This window comes from Thalassotalea sp. 1_MG-2023 (genome assembly GCF_030546745.1).
In the GTDB taxonomy this organism is placed as follows: Bacteria; Pseudomonadota; Gammaproteobacteria; order Enterobacterales; family Alteromonadaceae; genus Thalassotalea_C.
In genome coordinates this window covers 26,107-46,412 of the sequence record NZ_JAUOPD010000019.1, presented here as the reverse complement: position 1 = coordinate 46,412, position 20,306 = coordinate 26,107, and the positions used below count along the sequence as shown (strand labels likewise).

18 protein-coding genes are annotated in these 20,306 nt (G+C 38.2%); 3 read left to right on the top strand and 15 right to left on the bottom strand.

Annotation, left to right across the window (positions count from 1 at the left end):
• Positions 1-62: 62 nt before the first annotated feature.
• The 3 genes from metH to Q4489_RS13995 form a co-directional block, all read right to left on the bottom strand.
• Positions 63-3,755 (bottom strand): methionine synthase, encoded by a 3,693-nt coding sequence (gene metH / locus Q4489_RS14005; RefSeq protein WP_303481356.1) that lies wholly within the window; start codon positions 3,753-3,755, stop codon positions 63-65.
• A gap of 14 nt (positions 3,756-3,769) precedes the next feature.
• The gene (gene metA, locus Q4489_RS14000; RefSeq protein WP_074496013.1) at positions 3,770-4,717 is read right to left on the bottom strand and encodes a homoserine O-succinyltransferase; all 948 of its coding nucleotides are present in this window, start codon (positions 4,715-4,717) and stop codon (positions 3,770-3,772) included.
• A gap of 503 nt (positions 4,718-5,220) precedes the next feature.
• A complete protein-coding gene (locus Q4489_RS13995) occupies positions 5,221-6,315 on the bottom strand; it encodes a hypothetical protein (RefSeq protein ID WP_303481354.1) in 1,095 nt (364 codons plus the stop codon).
• A 115-nt stretch (positions 6,316-6,430) separates the two neighbouring features.
• On the opposite strand from Q4489_RS13995, the gene Q4489_RS13990 reads away from it, so the two are divergent.
• The gene (locus Q4489_RS13990) at positions 6,431-7,006 is read left to right on the top strand and encodes a TetR/AcrR family transcriptional regulator (protein WP_303481352.1); all 576 of its coding nucleotides are present in this window, start codon (positions 6,431-6,433) and stop codon (positions 7,004-7,006) included.
• A gap of 294 nt (positions 7,007-7,300) precedes the next feature.
• On the opposite strand, the gene recA is transcribed toward Q4489_RS13990, so the two are convergent.
• Entirely contained in the window at positions 7,301-8,332 is a 1,032-nt protein-coding gene (recA, locus tag Q4489_RS13985; protein ID WP_303481351.1) for a recombinase RecA, read from the bottom strand.
• A gap of 223 nt (positions 8,333-8,555) precedes the next feature.
• A complete protein-coding gene (locus Q4489_RS13980) occupies positions 8,556-9,266 on the bottom strand; it encodes a PEP-CTERM sorting domain-containing protein (RefSeq protein WP_303481350.1) in 711 nt (236 codons plus the stop codon).
• A gap of 235 nt (positions 9,267-9,501) precedes the next feature.
• On the opposite strand from Q4489_RS13980, the gene mutS reads away from it, so the two are divergent.
• On the top strand, positions 9,502-12,066 hold the full coding sequence (gene mutS, locus Q4489_RS13975; RefSeq protein WP_303481348.1) for a DNA mismatch repair protein MutS: 2,565 nt from the start codon (positions 9,502-9,504) through the stop codon (positions 12,064-12,066).
• 78 nt (positions 12,067-12,144) lie between these two features.
• On the opposite strand, the gene rpoS is transcribed toward mutS, so the two are convergent.
• The 10 genes from rpoS to Q4489_RS13925 all read right to left on the bottom strand — a co-directional run bounded on the left by rpoS (position 12,145) and on the right by Q4489_RS13925 (position 19,230).
• Positions 12,145-13,077 carry an RNA polymerase sigma factor RpoS gene (gene rpoS, locus Q4489_RS13970; RefSeq protein ID WP_303481346.1) on the bottom strand — a complete coding sequence of 311 codons (933 nt, stop codon included), beginning with the start codon at positions 13,075-13,077 and terminating at the stop codon, positions 12,145-12,147.
• Between the two features lie 77 nt (positions 13,078-13,154).
• Positions 13,155-13,976, bottom strand: coding sequence for a peptidoglycan DD-metalloendopeptidase family protein (locus Q4489_RS13965; protein WP_303481343.1), 822 nt, complete (start codon positions 13,974-13,976; stop codon positions 13,155-13,157).
• Between the two features lie 30 nt (positions 13,977-14,006).
• A complete protein-coding gene (locus Q4489_RS13960) occupies positions 14,007-14,585 on the bottom strand; it encodes a YqaA family protein (RefSeq protein WP_303481341.1) in 579 nt (192 codons plus the stop codon).
• On the bottom strand, positions 14,582-15,244 hold the full coding sequence (locus tag Q4489_RS13955; protein WP_303481339.1) for a protein-L-isoaspartate(D-aspartate) O-methyltransferase: 663 nt from the start codon (positions 15,242-15,244) through the stop codon (positions 14,582-14,584). The genes Q4489_RS13960 and Q4489_RS13955 overlap by 4 nt, the downstream gene beginning before the upstream one ends.
• A 4-nt stretch (positions 15,245-15,248) precedes the next feature.
• A complete protein-coding gene (gene surE / locus Q4489_RS13950; RefSeq protein ID WP_303481338.1) occupies positions 15,249-16,007 on the bottom strand; it encodes a 5'/3'-nucleotidase SurE in 759 nt (252 codons plus the stop codon).
• Between the two features lie 11 nt (positions 16,008-16,018).
• Complete coding sequence (gene truD / locus Q4489_RS13945) at positions 16,019-17,062, bottom strand: tRNA pseudouridine(13) synthase TruD (protein WP_303481337.1); 1,044 nt, start codon at positions 17,060-17,062, stop codon at positions 16,019-16,021.
• A complete protein-coding gene (gene ispF, locus Q4489_RS13940) occupies positions 17,052-17,531 on the bottom strand; it encodes a 2-C-methyl-D-erythritol 2,4-cyclodiphosphate synthase (RefSeq protein WP_303481336.1) in 480 nt (159 codons plus the stop codon). Before ispF ends, truD begins: the two co-directional genes overlap by 11 nt.
• On the bottom strand, positions 17,522-18,241 hold the full coding sequence (ispD, locus tag Q4489_RS13935; RefSeq protein WP_303481334.1) for a 2-C-methyl-D-erythritol 4-phosphate cytidylyltransferase: 720 nt from the start codon (positions 18,239-18,241) through the stop codon (positions 17,522-17,524). Before ispD ends, ispF begins: the two co-directional genes overlap by 10 nt.
• Positions 18,242-18,249: 8 nt before the next feature.
• Positions 18,250-18,537 carry a cell division protein FtsB gene (gene ftsB / locus Q4489_RS13930; protein ID WP_303481332.1) on the bottom strand — a complete coding sequence of 96 codons (288 nt, stop codon included), beginning with the start codon at positions 18,535-18,537 and terminating at the stop codon, positions 18,250-18,252.
• A gap of 75 nt (positions 18,538-18,612) precedes the next feature.
• The gene (locus tag Q4489_RS13925) at positions 18,613-19,230 is read right to left on the bottom strand and encodes a hypothetical protein (RefSeq protein ID WP_303481330.1); all 618 of its coding nucleotides are present in this window, start codon (positions 19,228-19,230) and stop codon (positions 18,613-18,615) included.
• Positions 19,231-19,415: 185 nt separating this feature from the next.
• Between Q4489_RS13925 and Q4489_RS13920 the strand changes: the two genes are divergently transcribed.
• The gene (locus tag Q4489_RS13920) at positions 19,416-20,303 is read left to right on the top strand and encodes a mechanosensitive ion channel family protein (protein ID WP_303481328.1); all 888 of its coding nucleotides are present in this window, start codon (positions 19,416-19,418) and stop codon (positions 20,301-20,303) included.
• Positions 20,304-20,306 lie beyond the last annotated feature (3 nt).

The window sequence follows — 20,306 nt, the reverse complement described above, 5'->3', positions numbered from 1 at the left end:
GGCAGAATATGCCGGTTTTTTTTATGCGAAGAATTTGATATTAATCGCTAACGATATTTCCTTTAACCGGGTTCGTAATCTAAGTTCGCAGACAACCAACGTTCCGCTTGTTCAATGGTCATTTCTTTACGCGCAGCGTAGTCTAATACTTGGTCTTTTGCTACCTTAGCAACAGCAAAGTATTTACTGTCAGGGTGTGCAAAATACCAACCACTAACAGCAGCGCCAGGCCACATTGCATAACTTGATGTAAGTTCCATACCGATGTTTTCTTCAACATTTAGTAAATTCCATAACATGCCTTTTTCAGTGTGATCAGGACAAGCAGGATAACCAGGCGCAGGACGAATACCTTGGTATTTTTCACGGATCAAGTCTTCATTCGCTAAAGACTCATCCGCTGCATAGCCCCAATATTCTGTTCGAATTTTTTCATGAAGATATTCTGCAGAGGCTTCAGCCAAGCGATCAGCAACGGCTTTAATTAAGATGCTATTATAATCGTCATGCTCAGCATCAAATGCTTTAGTAAGCGCTTCGATACCAAACCCCGCGGAAACCGCAAATGCTCCCATATAATCAGCAACGCCACTGTCTTTATCAGCGACATAATCAGCTAAACACCGATTAAACTGACCTGAAGGTTTCTTACTCTGTTGTCTTAACTGGTGTAAACGCATCAATGGGGTTTCTTTCGCTTCATCTTCAAACACCCATAAATCATCTTGTTCACGATAAGCGGGGAATAAACCAAAAACAGCTTTAGCTTGTAATTTATTATTGGCAATCACATCATCAATCATGGCATTAGCGTCATTGAATAACTTCGTTGCCTCTTCACCTACCACTTCATGCTTCAATATCAGTGGATATTTTCCTGATAACTGCCAAGTCATGAAAAATGGTGTCCAATCGATATAATTACGCACAATGTTTAAATCAAGTGAATCAAGTACTGTGATCCCTAGTTGGTTTGGCTTTTTTGGGGTGTAATTGTCAAAACTAATTGGCGCAGGATTACTTCGTGCTTGCTCTAAAGTGATCAAGCTTGAACGAGGTCCTTTTTTATAGTGGCGTTCACGTACTTTTTCATATTCTTTATCTTGTCTTGCGATAAAGTCTGTACGTAACTCTGCCGATAATAAATTACTAACAACGGAAACTGATCGAGAAGCATTAGGCACGTAAACCACAGGCTCTTTATACTGATGTTCAATTTTTACTGCTGTGTGCGCCTTCGACGTAGTAGCGCCCCCTATGAGTAAAGGTAAATTGAAGCCTTGACGTTCCATTTCTTTTGCCACATGCACCATTTCATCTAATGATGGCGTGATCAAACCTGATAAGCCAATTACATCCACATTTTCTTCTTTGGCTACGCGCAATATGTCATCACATGAAACCATCACGCCTAAATCAATAATATCAAAGTTATTACACTGTAAAACTACACCCACAATATTTTTGCCTATATCGTGAACGTCACCTTTTACCGTCGCTAAGAGTACTTTACCATTTGAACGAGCTTCGGTTTTTTCAGCTTCAATATAAGGGTTTAAATGAGCAACCGCTTGTTTCATCACTCGTGCAGATTTCACTACTTGCGGCAAAAACATTTCACCTGCGCCAAATAAATCGCCGACAACATTCATGCCATCCATTAATGGCCCTTCAATTACATCTAACGGCCTCTTCGCTTCAATTCTCGCTTCTTCAGTATCTGTGATAATAAATTCATTTATCCCTTTTACTAATGCATGTTCAAGTCGCTTTATTACAGGGAGTTCTCGCCAAGATAGATCAACTTTACTGTCTTTTGTCCCCCCTTGACCACGGAACTTTTCAGCAAGGTCAAGTAATCGTTCCGTTGCTCCGTCATCACTATTTTGGATAACATCTTCGACGGCGGTTTTTAGATCTGTCGGTAAATCTGAGTAAATCGCCAGTTGCCCTGCATTTACTATCCCCATATCCATACCATTTTTTATCGCATGGTAGAGAAACACAGCATGTATTGCTTCACGAACTGGGTTATTCCCTCTGAACGAAAATGAAACGTTAGATACACCACCTGAAATCATTGCATGAGGTAAGTTTTGTTTAATATCGCCTACCGCTTCAATAAAGTCGACCGCATAATTATTGTGTTCATCAATACCTGTAGCAACAGCAAAAATATTAGGATCAAAAATAATATCTTCTGCTGGAAAGCCTATTTCATCAACAAGAATATGGTATGCACGGTGACAAATTTCATATTTACGCTTTCGGGTATCAGCTTGACCTGTTTCATCAAACGCCATCACTATAACTGCCGCGCCATAACGTCTGAGTAACTTAGCTTGATGCCTAAATTGATCTTCACCTTCTTTTAATGAAATTGAATTAACTACCCCTTTGCCCTGTATACACTTTAATCCTGCTTCTAAAATGTCCCATTTAGACGAATCGAGCATGATCGGCACTTTAGCAATATCAGGTTCACCGGCTATCAAATTCAAAAATTTAACCATTGCAGCTTGTGAATCCAACATGCCTTCATCCATGTTGATATCAATTATTTGTGCGCCGTTTTCAACTTGTTGAAGTGCAACAGCAATGGCCTGTTCATAGTTTTCTTCGGTAATTAATCGACGGAAAACAGCAGAACCTGTCACATTCGTTCGTTCACCGACATTAACGAATAATGAATCTTTATCAATCGTCAGTGCTTCTAAACCTGATAATCGACAGGCAATATTTTTAGTACTAATTGCACGAGGTTCAATTTTCGCAACTGTTTCAGCCATACCTTTAATATGTTCAGGTGTAGTTCCACAACAACCACCGATAATATTTAAAAAGCCCGATTGCGCCCATTCTTCTACATGCGTGTTCATGTCTTCAACGCTAAAGTCATATTCGCCAAAAGCATTGGGTAAACCGGCATTAGGATGCGCTGATACTGCAAAATCGCAAATTCGACTCATTTCTTGCACATACTGCCTTAATTCAACTGGCCCCAAGGCACAATTTAAACCAAACGATATAGGTTTTGCATGCCTTAATGAGTTATAAAATGCTTCAGTTGTTTGCCCTGATAAAGTGCGGCCTGACGCATCTGTAATCGTGCCCGAAATCATCACGGGGTACTTAATGCCTAACTCTTCAAATACTGTTTCAACAGCAAATATAGCCGCTTTCGCATTTAAGGTATCAAAGATAGTTTCAATTAAGATAAGATCTGAACCACCTTCAATAAGCGCATGTGTTGACTCTTTATATGCTTCAACTAATTGATCAAAAGTGACGTTTCGATACGCTGGGTCATTTACATCAGGAGAGATCGAACAAGTTCTATTTGTTGGGCCCAACACACCCGCAACAAAACGTGGTTTGTGTGGTTCTTTGGCGGTATATTCATCGGCGACTTCGCGGGCTAATGCCGCAGCCACTTTGTTAATGTCTGCACTATGAGATTCCATATCATAATCAGCCATTGCGATGGTAGTGGCGTTAAATGTATTTGTTTCAATAATATCAGCGCCTGCAGCAAGATACTCGCTGTGAATAGCTTTAATGATATCTGGTTGCGATAACACCAGCATATCGTTATTACCTTTAACATCTAGGTGCCAATCAGCAAATTGCTCACCACGATAATCTTGTTCTTCCAATTTATAAGCTTGGATCATCGTCCCCATAGCGCCATCAAGAATTAAGATGCGGTTTTCTAATTGCTGTTTCATTAATGAAAAGGAGGTTGAATGTTGCATGTGATGACTCTTTATTAACGTTGATGACTTGGATGAATTGCCTGAATATTATTAGCATCAAGCTGATAGGGTGTAATTTGATAAACGTAGTAGTTTAACCAGTTAGTAAATAAAAGACTTCCGTGGCTTTTCCAATTACACATAGGCTTTTGTTTAACGTCATTTTCTGGATAATAATTTTCGGGCATTATAGCATTTTCTGAGGTTGTTAGATCACGATGATATTCATCATCCAAGGTCGTCGCATCATATTCAGGGTGCCCCGTTAAATAGACTTGCTGCTTATTTTTACTAACGGCCAGATATACCCCCGCGGTAGGCGACTCTGCCACTACGGTTAGATTTGGCACTGACAGATAGTCAGCCTTATCAATATAACCATAACGGGAATGAGGCACATTAAAGTAATCTTCAAATCCACGAGTTAGATCTTCTTTTGCATCTAAAGGAGAATGAAGATAAACGCCTGATAATTTTTTTGGTCGTAAATGACGATTTAGCCCATAGTGATGATATAAAGCTGCATGTGCAGCCCAACACGAAAACATCGTGGATGTAACATTTCTTTCAGCCCAATCAAATACTTCACAAATTTTATCCCAAAAGGTGACTTTTTCGTATTCTAATAAAGCAAGTGGTGCCCCCGTAACAATAAGGCCATCATATTGTTTATGTTTAATATCATCGAATAAACGATAAAAATTATCTAGATGCTCTTGAGGTGTATGTTTAGATTCTGCTGTATTAATACGAACAAACTCAATATTAATTTGTAATGGTGTATTTGACAGCATTCGACAAATTTGCACTTCCGTTTCAATTTTATTCGGCATCAAGTTCAATATCGCCACTTCCATCGGACGAATTTCTTGATTGATAGCCCTATGTTCTGACATAACGAATATATTTTCATTATCAAGAACTTGTAAGGCAGGAAGTTGATCAGGAATTTTAATTGGCATTGCATACACCCAGTGTCGATTCGTATTGTGTTGTCTCGAAGATAACCTTTACAGATTATTATAGTGCGTAATGTGCCTTGGATTACTAGCTATGTCAACTTCTAAACGTATAGACGTCTAAAACAGTTATGCATAGTTTAGATTGAAACTGTCTTGTGTGTAAAAAGTCATTTAAAACGAGAATACCGTCAAGAACGAAAATGAAGCTGGATAGGTTTATAGATGTATTTAAACTACAAAATAGGATTAATGCGACTTGGAGAAGTTTAACATTATACTTTTAAGTAAATTCCATCCTTATACTTAGTAAATACAATCAGTGATCAATTTTTTTGACCACTGATTGTATTCCAATCGATATATTCTCTTTTATTTTAGATCTGATATTTTTAGAAAATTATTTAACATCTCTATAAAAAGATTATATTTTTTGATTAACATGTCTTGTTTAATTAAAGCAGAGCAATCCTCCGACTTTTCACTGTCATATCCGCTTAAGCGTATTATCCATCAATTAAAATTTTAACGCCGTGTTCTCGCAGCGTCGTAAGTGCTATATCAATATTTTCATGACGTTCAGGAAATGTGACTCCAGCGTCTATCCCTGAGTTACCTCCAAGAGATAAAGCTCGTTCAACCTGAATTACTCCTCCTAGAGCTGTTAAATGAGTCTGACCTTTTTCATCCAATAACGTTGCGCGTACAGTTTTATGTGTGCCACTTTCGTCCATACCTGTAATAGTTACAAGCACTTCGTGAGGCCCACCTTCTCCGGGGTTATAAAGTAGCGAATGTCTAAATTTTTTGAACATGGGTCTATCAATAATACGCCATAACCCAGAACGAACCATAAAAGATAGAAAACCAACAGTGTATTTATCATCATATGCAATACGCGCTGAAACACTTTTTGCCTTAGAAAACATTGGCAATGTACGTTGGTCAGGAGTATCAAAGCGATATGTATTAGTACTAAAACCACTTTCGAAACTTACATACTTGGGTTCGGTCATTGGCTTAACGGTTTTAATACGACCGTCAGCAAAAACGTTATAAGGTTTACTAAGTTGATCGACAAACTCAATTGAGTTTGGACCCGCTTTGTCATTTAGTGAAAAAAGTACATCTATATCAATAGAGTTTACTGTTGTGAATTGTTCAGATACTTTTTTCGCCAATATTGCTGTGGTTCCAGCCATCCATGCGGAAGAAAAGATTACTGGCTTTGTTATTTTTTCACCTGAAATACGAATAATGGCTTCTTCTAATCGCGCTGTCCAACGGGTCACATCGATATACGGAAGTTGATTTACAATAGCATCTAACAAAATATAATTATTAGGATCATTGGTTGCAGTAACAACAGCCGCTAGTTTTCCATGCAAGGGCGATATTTGCTTGCTGTTAGTTACATCTATCGCAATGCCTTGAGCATATCCAAGCATGTCGGCAAACTGTTCTGCTTTATTTAAGTCCCGACCTGCAATTATTAAAGGTAATTCGGGATATTTTAATCTAAGAATTGACGCTATCTGCCTACCGACAATGCCATAACCCCCGACAATTAAAACTGCACTTTCTATTTGAATTTTGCTCATATTATTCTCCGCAAACAAATTAGGTCAAATGACCTACTTTTAGAATAGGTCATTTGACCTAGAGTGTCAATTTCTATATATTTAGCTTCAACAGTAGAATGATTAGTAAGACATAATGAGTTCAAAGACTGAGCACATATTAAATTGCGCAATGAGTATATTAGTTGAGTCTGGTGATCAAGGGTTGACCATGCGCAAGATCGCTGAAAGAGCGGATATGAGATTAAGCAATGTCCAGTATTATTTCAAAACCAAAGAATTGCTTTTGGCAGCGTTACTTGAAGGGTTTTTATTAGAGTATGCAGACTCGATGCATTTACTTTCATTTCCTATGAACTTCGAACCACAAAAAAGATTAAGTTTATTAGCCTTTCATATTCTAAATGATATTGAGAGTAGTAATTGTTCTGTTATTTTTAAAGAAATTTGGGCTATATCAGAGCGTAATAGTTCGGTAAAATCAGCTGTCGAACAATATTATAAGCAATTATACTCGATGCTTTTTGAAGCACTTAAGCAAGTAGCCCCCATGGATTGCGAAGATAAGCAACTGGATAATACGGTGGTTATTTTATTGCCATTCATTGAAGGTTACTGCATTACATCTTCTAACCTCAACATCTCGACTAAAGAATTGGCTGATCAGCTAGGTAGTATGATGTATAACATATTAACTAAGTCGCCGAATTAATCTAATAACTATCTTTTGTAATATAAAAAATGGATTTAATCTAATTGCTTAAGACGACAAATCTTTCTCTTGCTCTGAATTAATAGTGAAATATCTAATTGTCACTCTCTCGTATTATGACTTAGTCCTATAAAAGTCTGTGCTCAACATCTTTTAATAAAGTTCTTTTACATCTGTTTCAAAGTAAGTTAACAATAAAAAACCCAGTAACATTGTTACTGGGTTTCGAAATATCTAGGTTATTAAGAATAAAATACGCAACGCAAAATACTAATAGTATTTTATATCAACCGTTTACTCTGCTTCTGCTGCTACTTCTTGCTCAGCGCTTTCAGTATTTTTATTTAAAAACATATCACGTAAACGAGTATCTAATTCCTTCGATACTTCGGGGTGTTGACGCATATATTCAACAGCTTTGGCTTTACCTTGACCAATACGGTCGCCATTATAGCTATACCAAGCACCAGCCTTTTCAACCATCTTATTTTGCACGCCTAAATCAAGCAATTCACCTAAACTGTTGATACCTTCACCGTACAAAATTTGAAACTCAACTTGTTTGAATGGCGGTGCCACTTTGTTTTTTACCACTTTTACGCGTGTTTCATTACCCACAATTTCATCGCCATTTTTTACCGCTCCAATGCGACGAATATCCAAACGTACTGAAGCGTAAAATTTAAGCGCATTACCACCTGTTGTCGTTTCTGGGTTACCGAACATAACACCAATTTTCATACGAATTTGGTTGATGAAGATCATCATGGTATTCGATTGTTTAAGGTTACCGGTTAGTTTGCGCATTGCTTGAGAAAGCATACGCGCTTGAAGGCCCATATGTGAATCACCCATATCACCTTCAATTTCAGCTTTTGGTGTTAAAGCAGCAACAGAATCTACCACAATCACATCAACTGCGCCTGAACGCGTTAACATGTCACAAATTTCTAACGCTTGCTCACCGGTATCAGGTTGTGAAACAAGTAATTCATTAATGTTCACGCCAAGCTTTTCTGCGTAAATAGGGTCAAGTGCGTGTTCTGCATCCACAAAAGCACATACTTTGCCATTACGCTGTGCTTCTGCAATTACTTCTAACGTTAACGTTGTTTTACCACTTGATTCTGGGCCGTATATTTCAACAACTCGCCCCATGGGCAAACCGCCAGCACCCAGTGCAATATCTAATCCTAAAGAACCCGTAGAAATGGTTTCAACATCCATGCTACGATTCTCACCTAATTTCATGATTGAACCTTTACCAAATTGACGTTCAATTTGACTTAGCGCAGCAGAGAGTGCTTTTTCTTTGTTATCGTCCATTTCTTGCTCCAATGTTTCGGATAAATCTTTGTAATGCGCAAAGTATACTGTATGGTCGTACAGTATCAAGTGTTTTTTTATTATAAAGTAGTTTTTTTACTGAATTAAACAGTAGTAGTCTGTTTACATTGAATATTTTATTAGTCTTAAGGTTTAGCTAACAAGCAAAAAAAAACGCTACTCAAAGCGAGTAGCGTTTTTCATTTATGTATTTTCTTTTAGATTATGCTTTTCTTCTTGAAAAAGATAATCCCATCATTGCTAAACCTAAAATAGCAATTGTAGAAGGCTCTGGAACTGTCACAGAACCAACATCAAGCGCTGAATACATGATGGTACCACCTGCAGTTAAAAACTCACCAAAACCATTACCGAAAAAAGTAACCGTGGTAAATTGTGATGAATCGTCAATAGCACCAACGAAGAATGCATCACCAGCATTACCACCAGCAGCAGTTGCAGGATTATCATTAGCGTTTGTAGCGCTTGCTACTTTAATTGCTGCACCGCCATCAAAACTAATAAATAACTCTGAAGTAAAACAACATGTCGCCCAATCACCTACTTCAAAACCTAATGCATTAACAGCACTGTCAAATGTAAAAGTTAAACCTGAGCCTGCGCCATTATCATTGTTATCTCTTGGATCGATCCCGATCATTTCACCTGTAGAGTTATCATAGCTTGCACCATAAATACTTTCATTAAACCCATCAGTTGTAGAGATAGTAAAATCGCCTAAATCCCATGAATTTCCACCGCTTAAACCGTTCAAAGTCACTGAACTTACTGAACTGCCTGCACTTGTTACAGCCGTTGTAAATTGATTTTGACCGTTAAATATCGTGTCATAGAAGTCTAATATTGTCGCTTGAGATGAACTAGCTACTAAGCATAAAGAAAGAGAAAGAGTTTTGATTGTTTTATTAATCATTTGTTATTCCATTAAGTTAATTAAAAACATTTTGTTATTACGAACTCAAAAGCAATTACAGTGCCACTATAAATATAACCCTCAAAAACAACGAGTTATGAATTTCAATCAACAAAAAACTTACAAAAGTGTAAAATATTTAGACACTTACCTAAAGTTACTCTATTTAAGGTTGAATACACCCCTTAGTTAAAATTACAATCTACAGTATAAGAACATATTGATAAGTTAATTAATGACCACAAACCAAAGCCTTGATTCACACACCCCCATGATGCGTCAGTATCTGACAATAAAAGCTGAATTTCCTAATATTTTAGTTTTTTATCGTATGGGCGATTTTTACGAATTGTTCTTTGATGATGCGAAAAAAGCCGCAGATTTACTTGATATATCGTTAACAGCTCGTGGTAAAGCCGGTGGCAATGCAATTCCAATGGCCGGTGTGCCTTACCATGCCGTAGAAAATTATTTAGCTAAGCTAGTTAAACTTGGTGAATCTGTCGCTATTTGTGAACAAATTGGTGATCCTGCCACCAGTAAAGGCCCTGTAGAAAGAAAAGTTGTTCGCATTGTGACACCTGGGACCATAAGCGATGAAGCATTATTGTCTGATCGCCAAGACAATTTACTCGTTTGTATTTTTCAGCACAAAGAACACTTTGGTCTCGCATACTTAGATATGACTAGCGGACGTTTTGTCATCTGTGAACCCCAATCTATCGAACAACTACAAGCTGAATTACAACGATTATCACCTGCGGAGTTGTTATATCCGGAATCTTTCGAGCATGAAGCTTTAATTCGCGGCTTTAAAGGAGTAAGAAGACGCCCTGACTGGGAGTTTGATCATCAAACCTCTGTGGCATTATTAAACAAGCAATTTAACACTAAAGAATTAAAAGGCTTCGGGGTTGAACCCTTTCCGTTAGGCATAGCAGCCGCCGGTTGTTTGTTACAGTATGTGAAGGACACTCAGCGAACCGCTTTACCGCATATACGTGCTATCAAAGCAGAGTCAGCACAACAAGGTGTTATTCTAGATGCAGCCACACGTCGAAATTTAGAATTAACCCAGAACTTACAAGGTGGACAAGAAAACACCTTGTCTTCGGTATTAGATCGCACATCTACACCAATGGGGTCTAGGCTACTTAAGCGTTGGTTGCATTTTCCGTTGCGCGATTTACCTACGTTACAAGCGAGACAGCATGCTACTTCAACGTTAATTGAGCATGAGTCATATGTAGACATTCAAGAGTTATTAAAAAAAATGGGCGATGTTGAGCGAATTGTTGCCCGAATTGCTTTAAGAACCGCTAGACCTCGTGATTTTGCAAGATTAAATAATGCATTACACATTTTACCAATGCTACAGCCATTTACAGCTAATACCAAAAGTGAGCTACTCTCAAGAGTTGCTAATAATACTCAACCAATAACTCACCTCAGTGATTTATTATCCGCTGCCATCGTTGAGAACCCACCTGTATTAATAAGAGATGGCGGGGTAATTGCGCCTGGCTACAATAAAGAATTAGATACTTTACGAGATCTCAGTCAAGGCGCGAGTGAGTTTTTAGCCCAACTCGAGCAAAGAGAGAAAGAGAAAACAGGCATTCAATCATTAAAAGTTGGCTACAATAAAGTACATGGCTTTTATATTGAAATTAGCCGAGCAAGCTCAAATGAAGTTCCGCCGGAGTATATTCGTAGACAAACATTAAAAAATAATGAACGCTTTATCACCGAAGAATTGAAATCTCATGAAGAAAAAGTATTAAGCGCGCAAAGTAAGTTTTTGGCCTTAGAAAAGAAATTATATGAAGCGCTATTTGATCTGATCCTGCCAAACATTGAATCTTTACAGTCTCTTGCTGACTCATTGGCGACTTTAGATGTACTCGCTAACTTTGCCGAACGAGCAGAAACCTTACAATACTCACAACCAACATTACATGATGGCTCAGGCATCCATATTGATAATGGCCGTCATCCTGTAGTAGAGCAAATGACAACAGATCCTTTCATTGCAAACCCAGTAGCACTATCAGACAGCCGTAAAATGCTAATAATTACTGGCCCTAACATGGGCGGTAAATCAACTTATATGCGGCAAACTGCATTAATCGTTTTACTTGCTCATGTGGGTTGTTTTGTACCGGCAGATGCCGCCAAAGTCGGCTTAGTTGATCGTATTTTTACCCGAATTGGTGCTTCTGATGATTTAGCAAGTGGTCGCTCTACCTTTATGGTTGAAATGACGGAAACAGCCAATATTCTGCATAATGCAACTGAAAACAGTTTAGTATTACTGGATGAAATTGGTAGAGGCACAAGTACTTATGATGGTCTTTCGCTCGCCTGGGCGTGTGCAGAAATGCTTGCTTTACGTACTAAAGCTTATACATTATTTGCCAGTCATTACTTTGAACTAACCCTACTAGCCGAACAAATTCCAACATTAGCAAATGTACATTTAGATGCTAAAGAGCACGATGACAACATTATTTTTATGCATGCAGTACAAGAAGGCGCAGCAAGTAAAAGTTTTGGTTTACAAGTTGCTCAACTAGCTGGTGTGCCCCATAGTGTGATCCAACGAGCAAAGCAAAAACTAAAAGAATTAGAGACACAACAGCCAAGTGTTAACATTGACTTAAAAGCCCCCTACGAACAGCTACCACTCGTTGATATTCAGCACCCTGTTGTAAATGCTTTAGAAAATACAGACATAGATAACTTAACGCCAAGGCAAGCTTTAGATTTATTATATGATTTAAAGCAAAAATTAGATTAAAGGGGTCAGGTACATTAAAAGGGTTAAGCAAAAAAACCAGCCAATTGGCTGGTTTATCTAACTTTTGCTTAATACTTATTACGCTTGAAACAATGCTTCAATTGATAAGTCTTGGCCGCTTAAAATATCGCGCAAACGTTTTAATGCTTCGACTTGAATTTGGCGTACTCGTTCGCGAGTTAAGCCAATTTCAACACCAACATCTTCTAAGGTTGCAGCTTCGTAGCCTAATAATCCAAAACGACGTGCAAGTACTTCTCGTTGTTTAGAATTTAACTCATTCAGCCAATGCACAATATTATTTTTAATATCATCTGTTTGTAAGTTGTTTTCCGGTCCGTTTGATTTTTCATCGGGTATAACATCTAACAATACTTTGTCTGACTCAGCGCCAAATGGGGTATCTACTGACGCAATACGCTCATTCAAACGAAGCATTTTCGATACATCGGCAACCGGTACATCTAAAGCATGAGCAATATCTTCTGCGGTTGGTTCGTGATCGAGCTTTTGCACCAACTCACGAGCAGTTCTTAAATAGATATTTAGTTCTTTGACTACATGAATAGGTAAGCGAATAGTACGCGTTTGATTCATGATCGCTCGTTCAATCGTTTGACGTATCCACCACGTTGCATAGGTTGAAAATCTAAACCCGCGTTCAGGATCAAACTTTTCAACAGCACGAATTAAGCCTAAATTCCCTTCTTCTATGAGATCTAATAGCGGTAAGCCACGATTGTTATAACGGCGTGCAATTTTTACGACAAGACGCAGATTACTTTCAATCATACGTTTTCTAGAGGGCTCGTCACCTTTTAGGGCTAAACGAGAAAAATAAACTTCTTCCTCAGCAGTTAATAAGGGTGAAAAGCCAATTTCACCAAGGTATAACTGTGTGGCATCTAAATTTGAAGGTACATCATCCTGTACTTTGTCTATTACTTCCTGTTCTGCTGCATTAACAGCGTTTTCGACAGTTTCACTTTTTAATTCTTTTTTTTTGCTCATGCTATAATCTCCCATCATTCGCAAAGCTGAATTACTTATAAAATACTCACGTCATCTCCAAATTATTATTTTAGTTTTTATCTTCTCGGCAAATACTTTAATGGGTTTACTGGTTTACCACGGAAGCGAACTTCAAAATGAAGCATGACTCTTTCCGCGCCACTATCACCCATTTTCGCAATAACTTGACCTGCTTTAACAGTTTGCTGCTCCTTGACCAAAATTTGATTGTTATGAGCATAAGCGCTTAAATAATCATCATTATGTTTAACGATTACCAATTGGCCATATCCTCGCAACACATCACCGGCATATACTACCTTGCCATCAGCTGCTGCCTTCACAGAATCATTACGATTACCTGCGATGTCAATTCCTTTATTACCTTGTTTTCTCGTAGAAAACTTATTGATGAGCTTTCCACTTGCAGGCCATTTCCACGTTCTTATTTTTTGTGAAAATGTTCCTACATTGTCAGAGGACTTTTTGTATGTTTTTTGCCCTCTTACATTTTTACCATACGCCTGCTTTTTATTTGATGCAACAGGTTTTTTTACAACTTTTTGCTGTTGTTTCTGTGTTGTTTTACTTGAAGGTTTATTTTTACTCGCCTTCATGGATTTTTTAGCTAAAAATATTTTTTGTCCAGGAAATATTTTAAACGGGGGGGAAATGTCATTATAGGATGCAAGTGTTCTAACATCTAAACCAGCACGCCAAGAAATAGAATATAACGTTTCTCCTTTCTTCACGATATATTCGGTACCTGATAAGCTATTTCGCACTTGTTTACTTAACGGTACTTTGGCTTTCGCTTCGATAACGGGTGCTGGTGTTTGCCTTGATGAACAAGCAAATAAAGTCATTAACAATATGCAAACAACAATTCGATTAAGCACAAATCCCTCTTTTAAATGAACTAAACTTTTTTATCTAAGTGCGAAGTAAGCGATAGCAATTAAGGCTACCAATAGCCAACCAAGAATATCAACCCATTTTCTGAGTTTTTGTTCCATTTGATCACCGCCAGCGTATATAAGACCTGCAACTAAAAAGAAACGCAAACCTCGACCAATCGCTGATACGAATAAAAACGGCAAAAATGCCATTTGTAAAAAACCAGCACTGACCGTAAAAACTTTATAAGGAACAGGAGAAAAGCCAGCAATAAATACTACCCATACCCCCCATTCTTTGAACCAAAATACTGCTTGATCAAACGTTTCTTGTTTGCCCCATTCAATTATTAAGGGCTGTATCCACGGTTCAAACATATAATAACCAAGTGCATAACCCGCAACGCCACCCATCACAGATGCAACAGTTGTTAAAGAGGCATAAAACCAAGCTTTATGTCTTTTTGCAACAACCATCGGTGCTAATAACACATCAGGCGGAATAGGAAAAAATACAGATTCAGCAAACGTTAGAATAGCAAGAATGACTGGCGCAAATTTATGCTTAGCCCACTTTATGGTCCAATCATAGAGCGCAGTAAATATTTTCATTGTACCGCTCCTGGTACCAATGGAACGAAGCGAACTGCTTCTACATGTTGTTCATTAAATTCATTACCTTGTCGCTTAATAATTTTCAATATTTGTGTTTGCTCTCCAACGGGAATGACTAAACGTCCGCCATCTGCTAATTGCTCTAATAGTGCTTGCGGTACTTCTGTTGGTGCCGCAGTAACTATAATAGCTTGAAATGGTGCTTTGCTTTTCCAACCTTTCCAGCCATCTCCATGTTTCATAGAAATGTTATGAAAATCTATGGATTGTAATTTTCTTTTCGCTTGAAATTGCAAAGATTTAATACGTTCAACAGAATAAACATGCGGCGTTAACTGCGCTAAAATTGATGTTTGATAACCGGAACCTGTGCCTATTTCCAAAATACTATCAGGGATACCATCAGCTAAAAGTAATTCTGACATTTTTGCAACAATATATGGCTGAGAAATCGTTTGTCCTTGGCCTATAGGTAGCGCGGTATTGTCATACGCCTTATGTGCTAATATTTCTGGGATAAATATATGTCTTGGGCTGCGTGCAATTGCTTGTAGCACTTGAGGATTTTTTATCCCCTCGGATTGTAACTTTTGCGCCAGCAACTCACCACTACGTGTGGATTTTCCACCCACTCGATGTCTTACTCTGACATTCATTTTATTATTCTCTTAATTGAAATTCATTAATCCATTCAGTCATAATTGACATACTTTTATAAGCTGTCATATCGACCGTTAACGGTGTTACCGATGCAAATCCTTTACTGACCGCATTAAAATCTGTGCCTTCTCCGGCATCAAGTTCTGCCCCTAAAGCTCCGTACCAATAAATATCCCGTTGCCATGGGTCTTTACTTACTTTCATAGTTTCAGCTTTGTGACGATGACCTAAACGTGTCACTTTAATACCTTTAACTTCTGTTAACGGTACATCGGGTACATTTAAATTAATTATTTGATCAGCAGGTAACGGGTGTTGTCTCAACCGCTGGATAAATTTTGCGGCAACAACAGCAGCTGTTTCAAAATGTTTTTCGTCTTTACCTGCTAACGACACTGCTACAGCTGGCATCCCCATATGCCGTCCTTCGGTTGCTGCAGCAACTGTCCCTGAATAAAGCGTATCATCACCTAAGTTAGCCCCATGATTAATGCCTGCAACAACTAAGTCAGGTGCAGGGTCCATTAGCTGACTGATCCCTAAATGCACTGAGTCGGTAGGTGTACCGTTAACAGAATAAAAACCATTCTCCAATTTTTGCGCTCTTAACGGATTAATTAACGTAAGTGAATTACTTGCACCACTACAATTGCGATCAGGAGCAACAACAGTAACCTCTGCAATCTTTTTCAACTCTTGGTATAACGCCTTAATGCCTTGCGCATTAACACCGTCATCATTGCTTAATAATATTCTCATTATTTACTACTCTATCTAACGGTTAAGTCTTGGTAACACAAAAGTTCACGTAATACTGAAGTGGCGAAGCAGCCAGCATCAAGCGAAAACGTTAGTACCGCGTGCTTTTTCTCATGGTCTACTTGAATATGGCAATCTCGTGGCATTAACCTAATACGACGACGTTCTTGTTTTAAGCCATGCTTAATCAAGCCACGACATAAATCTTCATGTAACGTCGCTATTTGTTGTTCTTGTGTTGCTGTTGTTGCAAAACTAAATAATTCACCTTTGCCCCACATTGCTGTGGTTAGGTCAACATCACCCTCGGCTAAACGTTGTTGAAGGTCTGCGGTAACTTCATCAACTTTAAATACTGATTGTGTGCCTGACAACATTAACGCATCGCCAACCTGTATCTGATCAAACTGCTCATTTTCTATACGTGATGAAACAAGGTGGTTAAAAATAAATGAACGCGCAGCTGATAAGTACATGCCGCGCATTTTTTTATTTTTCACTTTCTTTCCTGAAAACAATTCACGCGCTTTATTAATATTTTCGCCATCAATGCCAAAGCGTTGCTCACCAAAGTAATTTGGCACTCCAAAATGGTTTATTGCCTGCCATCGCTGCTGCAACTTAACAATATCGCTAATATTTCTCAATGTTATTTCAAAGCGATTACCACTTAGCGCGCCTATACGTAACTTTTTATTATGACGATGAAATGACAGTATCTCTACGCCATCAAGCACTAATTCATCAAGGTTATCTGTTGCTTTACCTGGAAGATGTATTCCAAACCATTGTTCAGTCACTGCGAATCGATCTTTTAAGCCAGCATAGGTGACTAAGTTTTCTTTAACATTAAAAAAACTAGCTAGTTGTTTTGCAACAAACGTGGTATTGACCCCTGTTTTTCTAAGATGAATAAGCAAATGCTCGCCTTCACCTGAGGGTGAAAAAGGCAATATTTCAAACACTTTAAAATCTTCACGCTGTGTGCGTAGATCACCTGTTATTTCTGGCTTGCCAAAGAGGTATCGCCACTGGCTCATTAAATTATTGTTCATTAGACACCAATAACACTACCGCATGAACCGCAATACCACGCTCCTCACCTACAAAACCGAGTTTTTCGGTTGTGGTTGCCTTGACATTAATTTGGTTAATAGCACAGTGCATATCAATGGATAAAATTTCGCGCATATCAGTTAAGTGAGGCGCCATTTTGGGTGCTTGCGCTACAATCGTAATATCTGCATTACCTAACTTAAAACCATGTTCATTCATTAACCCTACTACGTGCCGTAATAAAACCCTGCTATCAATATTTTCATATTGATTGTCAGTATCGGGAAAATGATTACCGATATCAGCCAAACATAACGCACCTAAAATTGCATCACAAAGCGCATGTATAGCAACATCTCCATCAGAATGTGCAAGAAAACCCTGTTGATAAGGAATTTTCACGCCAGCCATCACAATAGGCCCTTTACCACCAAACTTGTGTACATCAAAGCCATGTCCTATTCGCATGAGTAGTCCTGTTGTTTTAATAAAATAAATTCTGCCATTGCTAGATCATCCGGTTGAGTGATTTTAATATTATCAGCTCTTCCTTGCACTAATAGGCTCGATCCACCCGCCAATTCAATTGCTGACGCTTCATCTGTGACCGCTTTGCCATCAATGAGCGCTTGTTCAATAGCCTTTTTTAGTAGTTTTGCAGGATACATTTGTGGTGTTAAAGCATGCCATAAATGTTCGCGAGCAACAGTTTTTTTAACGAAAGCAGTTTTGTCTTCAACATAGCTTCTTTTCATCGTGTCTCTAACAGGTATTGCTAATAACCCACCCGTTTGCTGTAAAAGACATTGTTCAATCAGCAGATCAATATCTTGATGTGTAATACAAGGTCTTGCTGCGTCATGTACAATAACCCAGTCAACGGTTTGCTCTTCAATGGCACAAAGCCCATTAAGGACAGAATCAACGCGCTCTTTGCCACCCTTAGCTACGCTAACTTTTGGGTGTTCTGCTAATTGTGTTGAAGCAAAGTATTGATCAGACTTACTCACCGAAATAACAATTGATGAGATACTAGGGTGACTAGCAAGCTTGTCTACGGTATGTTGTAAAATGGTCTTATTGGCTATCGATAAATACTGCTTAGGACAATGAGTTTGCATGCGCTTACCAACACCAGCAGCAGGAATCACAGCAACAATTTTAGGAGTTTGAGGCATTCTAACTGCTAGCCTTTATTGGGTTTGTTGGTAATAATGCGAAAAAACGTTTCACCTTGCTTAATCATGCCCAATTCGTTACGAGCACGTTCTTCAATGGCCTCAACACCTGATTTTAAGTCATCGGTATCAGCATAGAGCAGTTTATTACGCTTTCTTAATTTATCATTATCAGCTTGTTGTCTCGCAATTTCATCTTCTAGAGCAAGGTAATCAGGCACACTGTTTTTACCGAACCAAAGTCGATATTGCAGCATAATTAAAAATATAAGCAAAATGCCTGAGATAAAACGCATCAATTGATAACAACCGTTAAAAAGATAGCATTATTATAAATGCGATTAACCTGCTGTAAACATGCAAGCACGAATTCAAGGCTTAATTGTTAGGGTTTGCTTGAAATTACGCCAATTTATTGCACATGACAGTAACAATTCTCTTAATGTTGGCATAGTTGGTATTGCCTTTTGATCATTTAACCAAGTATGTCCTGTACAAGCTGCTGTCATTACTTTCTTATTTGGTTTTAATAATTTGATCGACTGAGTCTGTTGTCCATCAAGTGTAAACCAACCAAAGGTGTTGGTTCGAAACCTTTGGTTTTCCATATCGATACGATCAATTGAATCAAGCATAATACGTGATTCATCAGCAACAGGAACCACTAAACCATGTGTTAACGGCACGGATAAATACCATTGATTAACCTCATCAATCCCTTGCCCTGCAAGAGGAAGGTGGATAGATTGTTTTGCGGACCAACTGGCATTTTGAATATCTAAGGTAAGTGGTGTGTTCGCTTGTAACATACTCGATGCAGTACGCTTTACATAATAAGAGAGACTTTTTAAACGCCCCTGAATAGCGTTTGTTGAGTTTAACTGCATTCTGCATAGCGAAGTGACTTCTCGCTCATATAAAGCACAGCAAAGCTCAGCAAAGTCTGCTGACTGTGATTCATCTTGCCATAAAGATACTTGCTCAGTCATAAGCTAAAATTATTACTCTACACCCTATTTTGTTCACACTTTAAGCATACTTGATTGTTAGTGAAAGATAAATTGCTACTTTAGCGAATGTCTGTATCTGTTTTTAATCGCTTCATTTTTAAATCTCGTTTACACTAGCTTTAAAATCACTTTGCTTTATCTTTTGAAATACAAGGGAGTAGATAATGCTTTTTCAAGAACCCAAAAATAGCCCACCACCAGCAGTTGATGGGCTAGACCCAAGTCAGTTACTTAAAAACGAACTTGATTTAATTACCCAAGCTTACCAAGTAACTGTTGAGTTTTTTACCACCTACACTTTCCAATTAATTGGCGCGATCATTATTTTTATCATCGGCTTTATATTAGCGGGGAAAATTGCTAATGCGGTATTAAAAATATGCCAAAAACACCAATTAGACATTACGCTTAGTCAATTCTTATCAAACACTGCCAAAATGCTGATTGTTGTCATGATTGCGATAGTTGCATTGGCGAAGCTTGGTATTAGTGTTACGCCATTTATTGCCGCGATTGGTGCAATTTCATTGGGCGCGGGGTTAGCACTTCAGGGATTACTTTCAAATTATGCAGCAGGGTTTAATATTATTTTGATCCGACCGTTTGTAGTCGGCGACACAATTACCGTGCAAGGGGTAACAGGTGTGGTTAAACAAGTATTACTTGCTTATACCATTATTGCTGATAAAGATAACGTTGAGATTACCATCCCCAATAAGCATATCGTTGGCGAGATATTACACAATTCTAAAAATGATTGCTTATTAGAACTTACCGTAGGTATTGCGTATAAAGAAGATCCAATATCAACAATAGCATTATTAGAAGAGGTGATTGAAACCTTAGATATTTCAGGGGGTGCTAAAGCAACTCAAATAGGCATCGAAGCATTTGGCGATAGCTCAATTGATATTGCTTTACGTATTTGGACACCGACAGAAAACTTATACGAAAACAAGTTCAAGGCATATAAAGCGATTTATTTAGCATTACAAGAAGCAGATATAGAGATTCCATTCCCACAACGCGATGTTCACCTTATTAAACAATAGCGC

Bases quoted from the DNA above. Each gene is read 5' to 3' on its own strand.
- metH (WP_303481356.1), bottom strand. From the start codon at position 3,755: ATGCAACATTCAACCTCCTTTTCATTAATGAAACAGCAATTAGAAAAC.
- metA (WP_074496013.1), bottom strand. From the start codon at position 4,717: ATGCCAATTAAAATTCCTGATCAACTTCCTGCCTTACAAGTTCTTGAT.
- Q4489_RS13995 (WP_303481354.1), bottom strand. From the start codon at position 6,315: ATGAGCAAAATTCAAATAGAAAGTGCAGTTTTAATTGTCGGGGGTTAT.
- Q4489_RS13990 (WP_303481352.1), top strand. From the start codon at position 6,431: ATGAGTTCAAAGACTGAGCACATATTAAATTGCGCAATGAGTATATTA.
- recA (WP_303481351.1), bottom strand. From the start codon at position 8,332: ATGGACGATAACAAAGAAAAAGCACTCTCTGCTGCGCTAAGTCAAATT.
- Q4489_RS13980 (WP_303481350.1), bottom strand. From the start codon at position 9,266: ATGATTAATAAAACAATCAAAACTCTTTCTCTTTCTTTATGCTTAGTA.
- mutS (WP_303481348.1), top strand. From the start codon at position 9,502: ATGACCACAAACCAAAGCCTTGATTCACACACCCCCATGATGCGTCAG.
- rpoS (WP_303481346.1), bottom strand. From the start codon at position 13,077: ATGAGCAAAAAAAAAGAATTAAAAAGTGAAACTGTCGAAAACGCTGTT.
- Q4489_RS13960 (WP_303481341.1), bottom strand. From the start codon at position 14,585: ATGAAAATATTTACTGCGCTCTATGATTGGACCATAAAGTGGGCTAAG.
- Q4489_RS13955 (WP_303481339.1), bottom strand. From the start codon at position 15,244: ATGAATGTCAGAGTAAGACATCGAGTGGGTGGAAAATCCACACGTAGT.
- surE (WP_303481338.1), bottom strand. From the start codon at position 16,007: ATGAGAATATTATTAAGCAATGATGACGGTGTTAATGCGCAAGGCATT.
- truD (WP_303481337.1), bottom strand. From the start codon at position 17,062: ATGAACAATAATTTAATGAGCCAGTGGCGATACCTCTTTGGCAAGCCA.
- ispF (WP_303481336.1), bottom strand. From the start codon at position 17,531: ATGCGAATAGGACATGGCTTTGATGTACACAAGTTTGGTGGTAAAGGG.
- ispD (WP_303481334.1), bottom strand. From the start codon at position 18,241: ATGCCTCAAACTCCTAAAATTGTTGCTGTGATTCCTGCTGCTGGTGTT.
- ftsB (WP_303481332.1), bottom strand. From the start codon at position 18,537: ATGCGTTTTATCTCAGGCATTTTGCTTATATTTTTAATTATGCTGCAA.
- Q4489_RS13925 (WP_303481330.1), bottom strand. From the start codon at position 19,230: ATGACTGAGCAAGTATCTTTATGGCAAGATGAATCACAGTCAGCAGAC.
- Q4489_RS13920 (WP_303481328.1), top strand. From the start codon at position 19,416: ATGCTTTTTCAAGAACCCAAAAATAGCCCACCACCAGCAGTTGATGGG.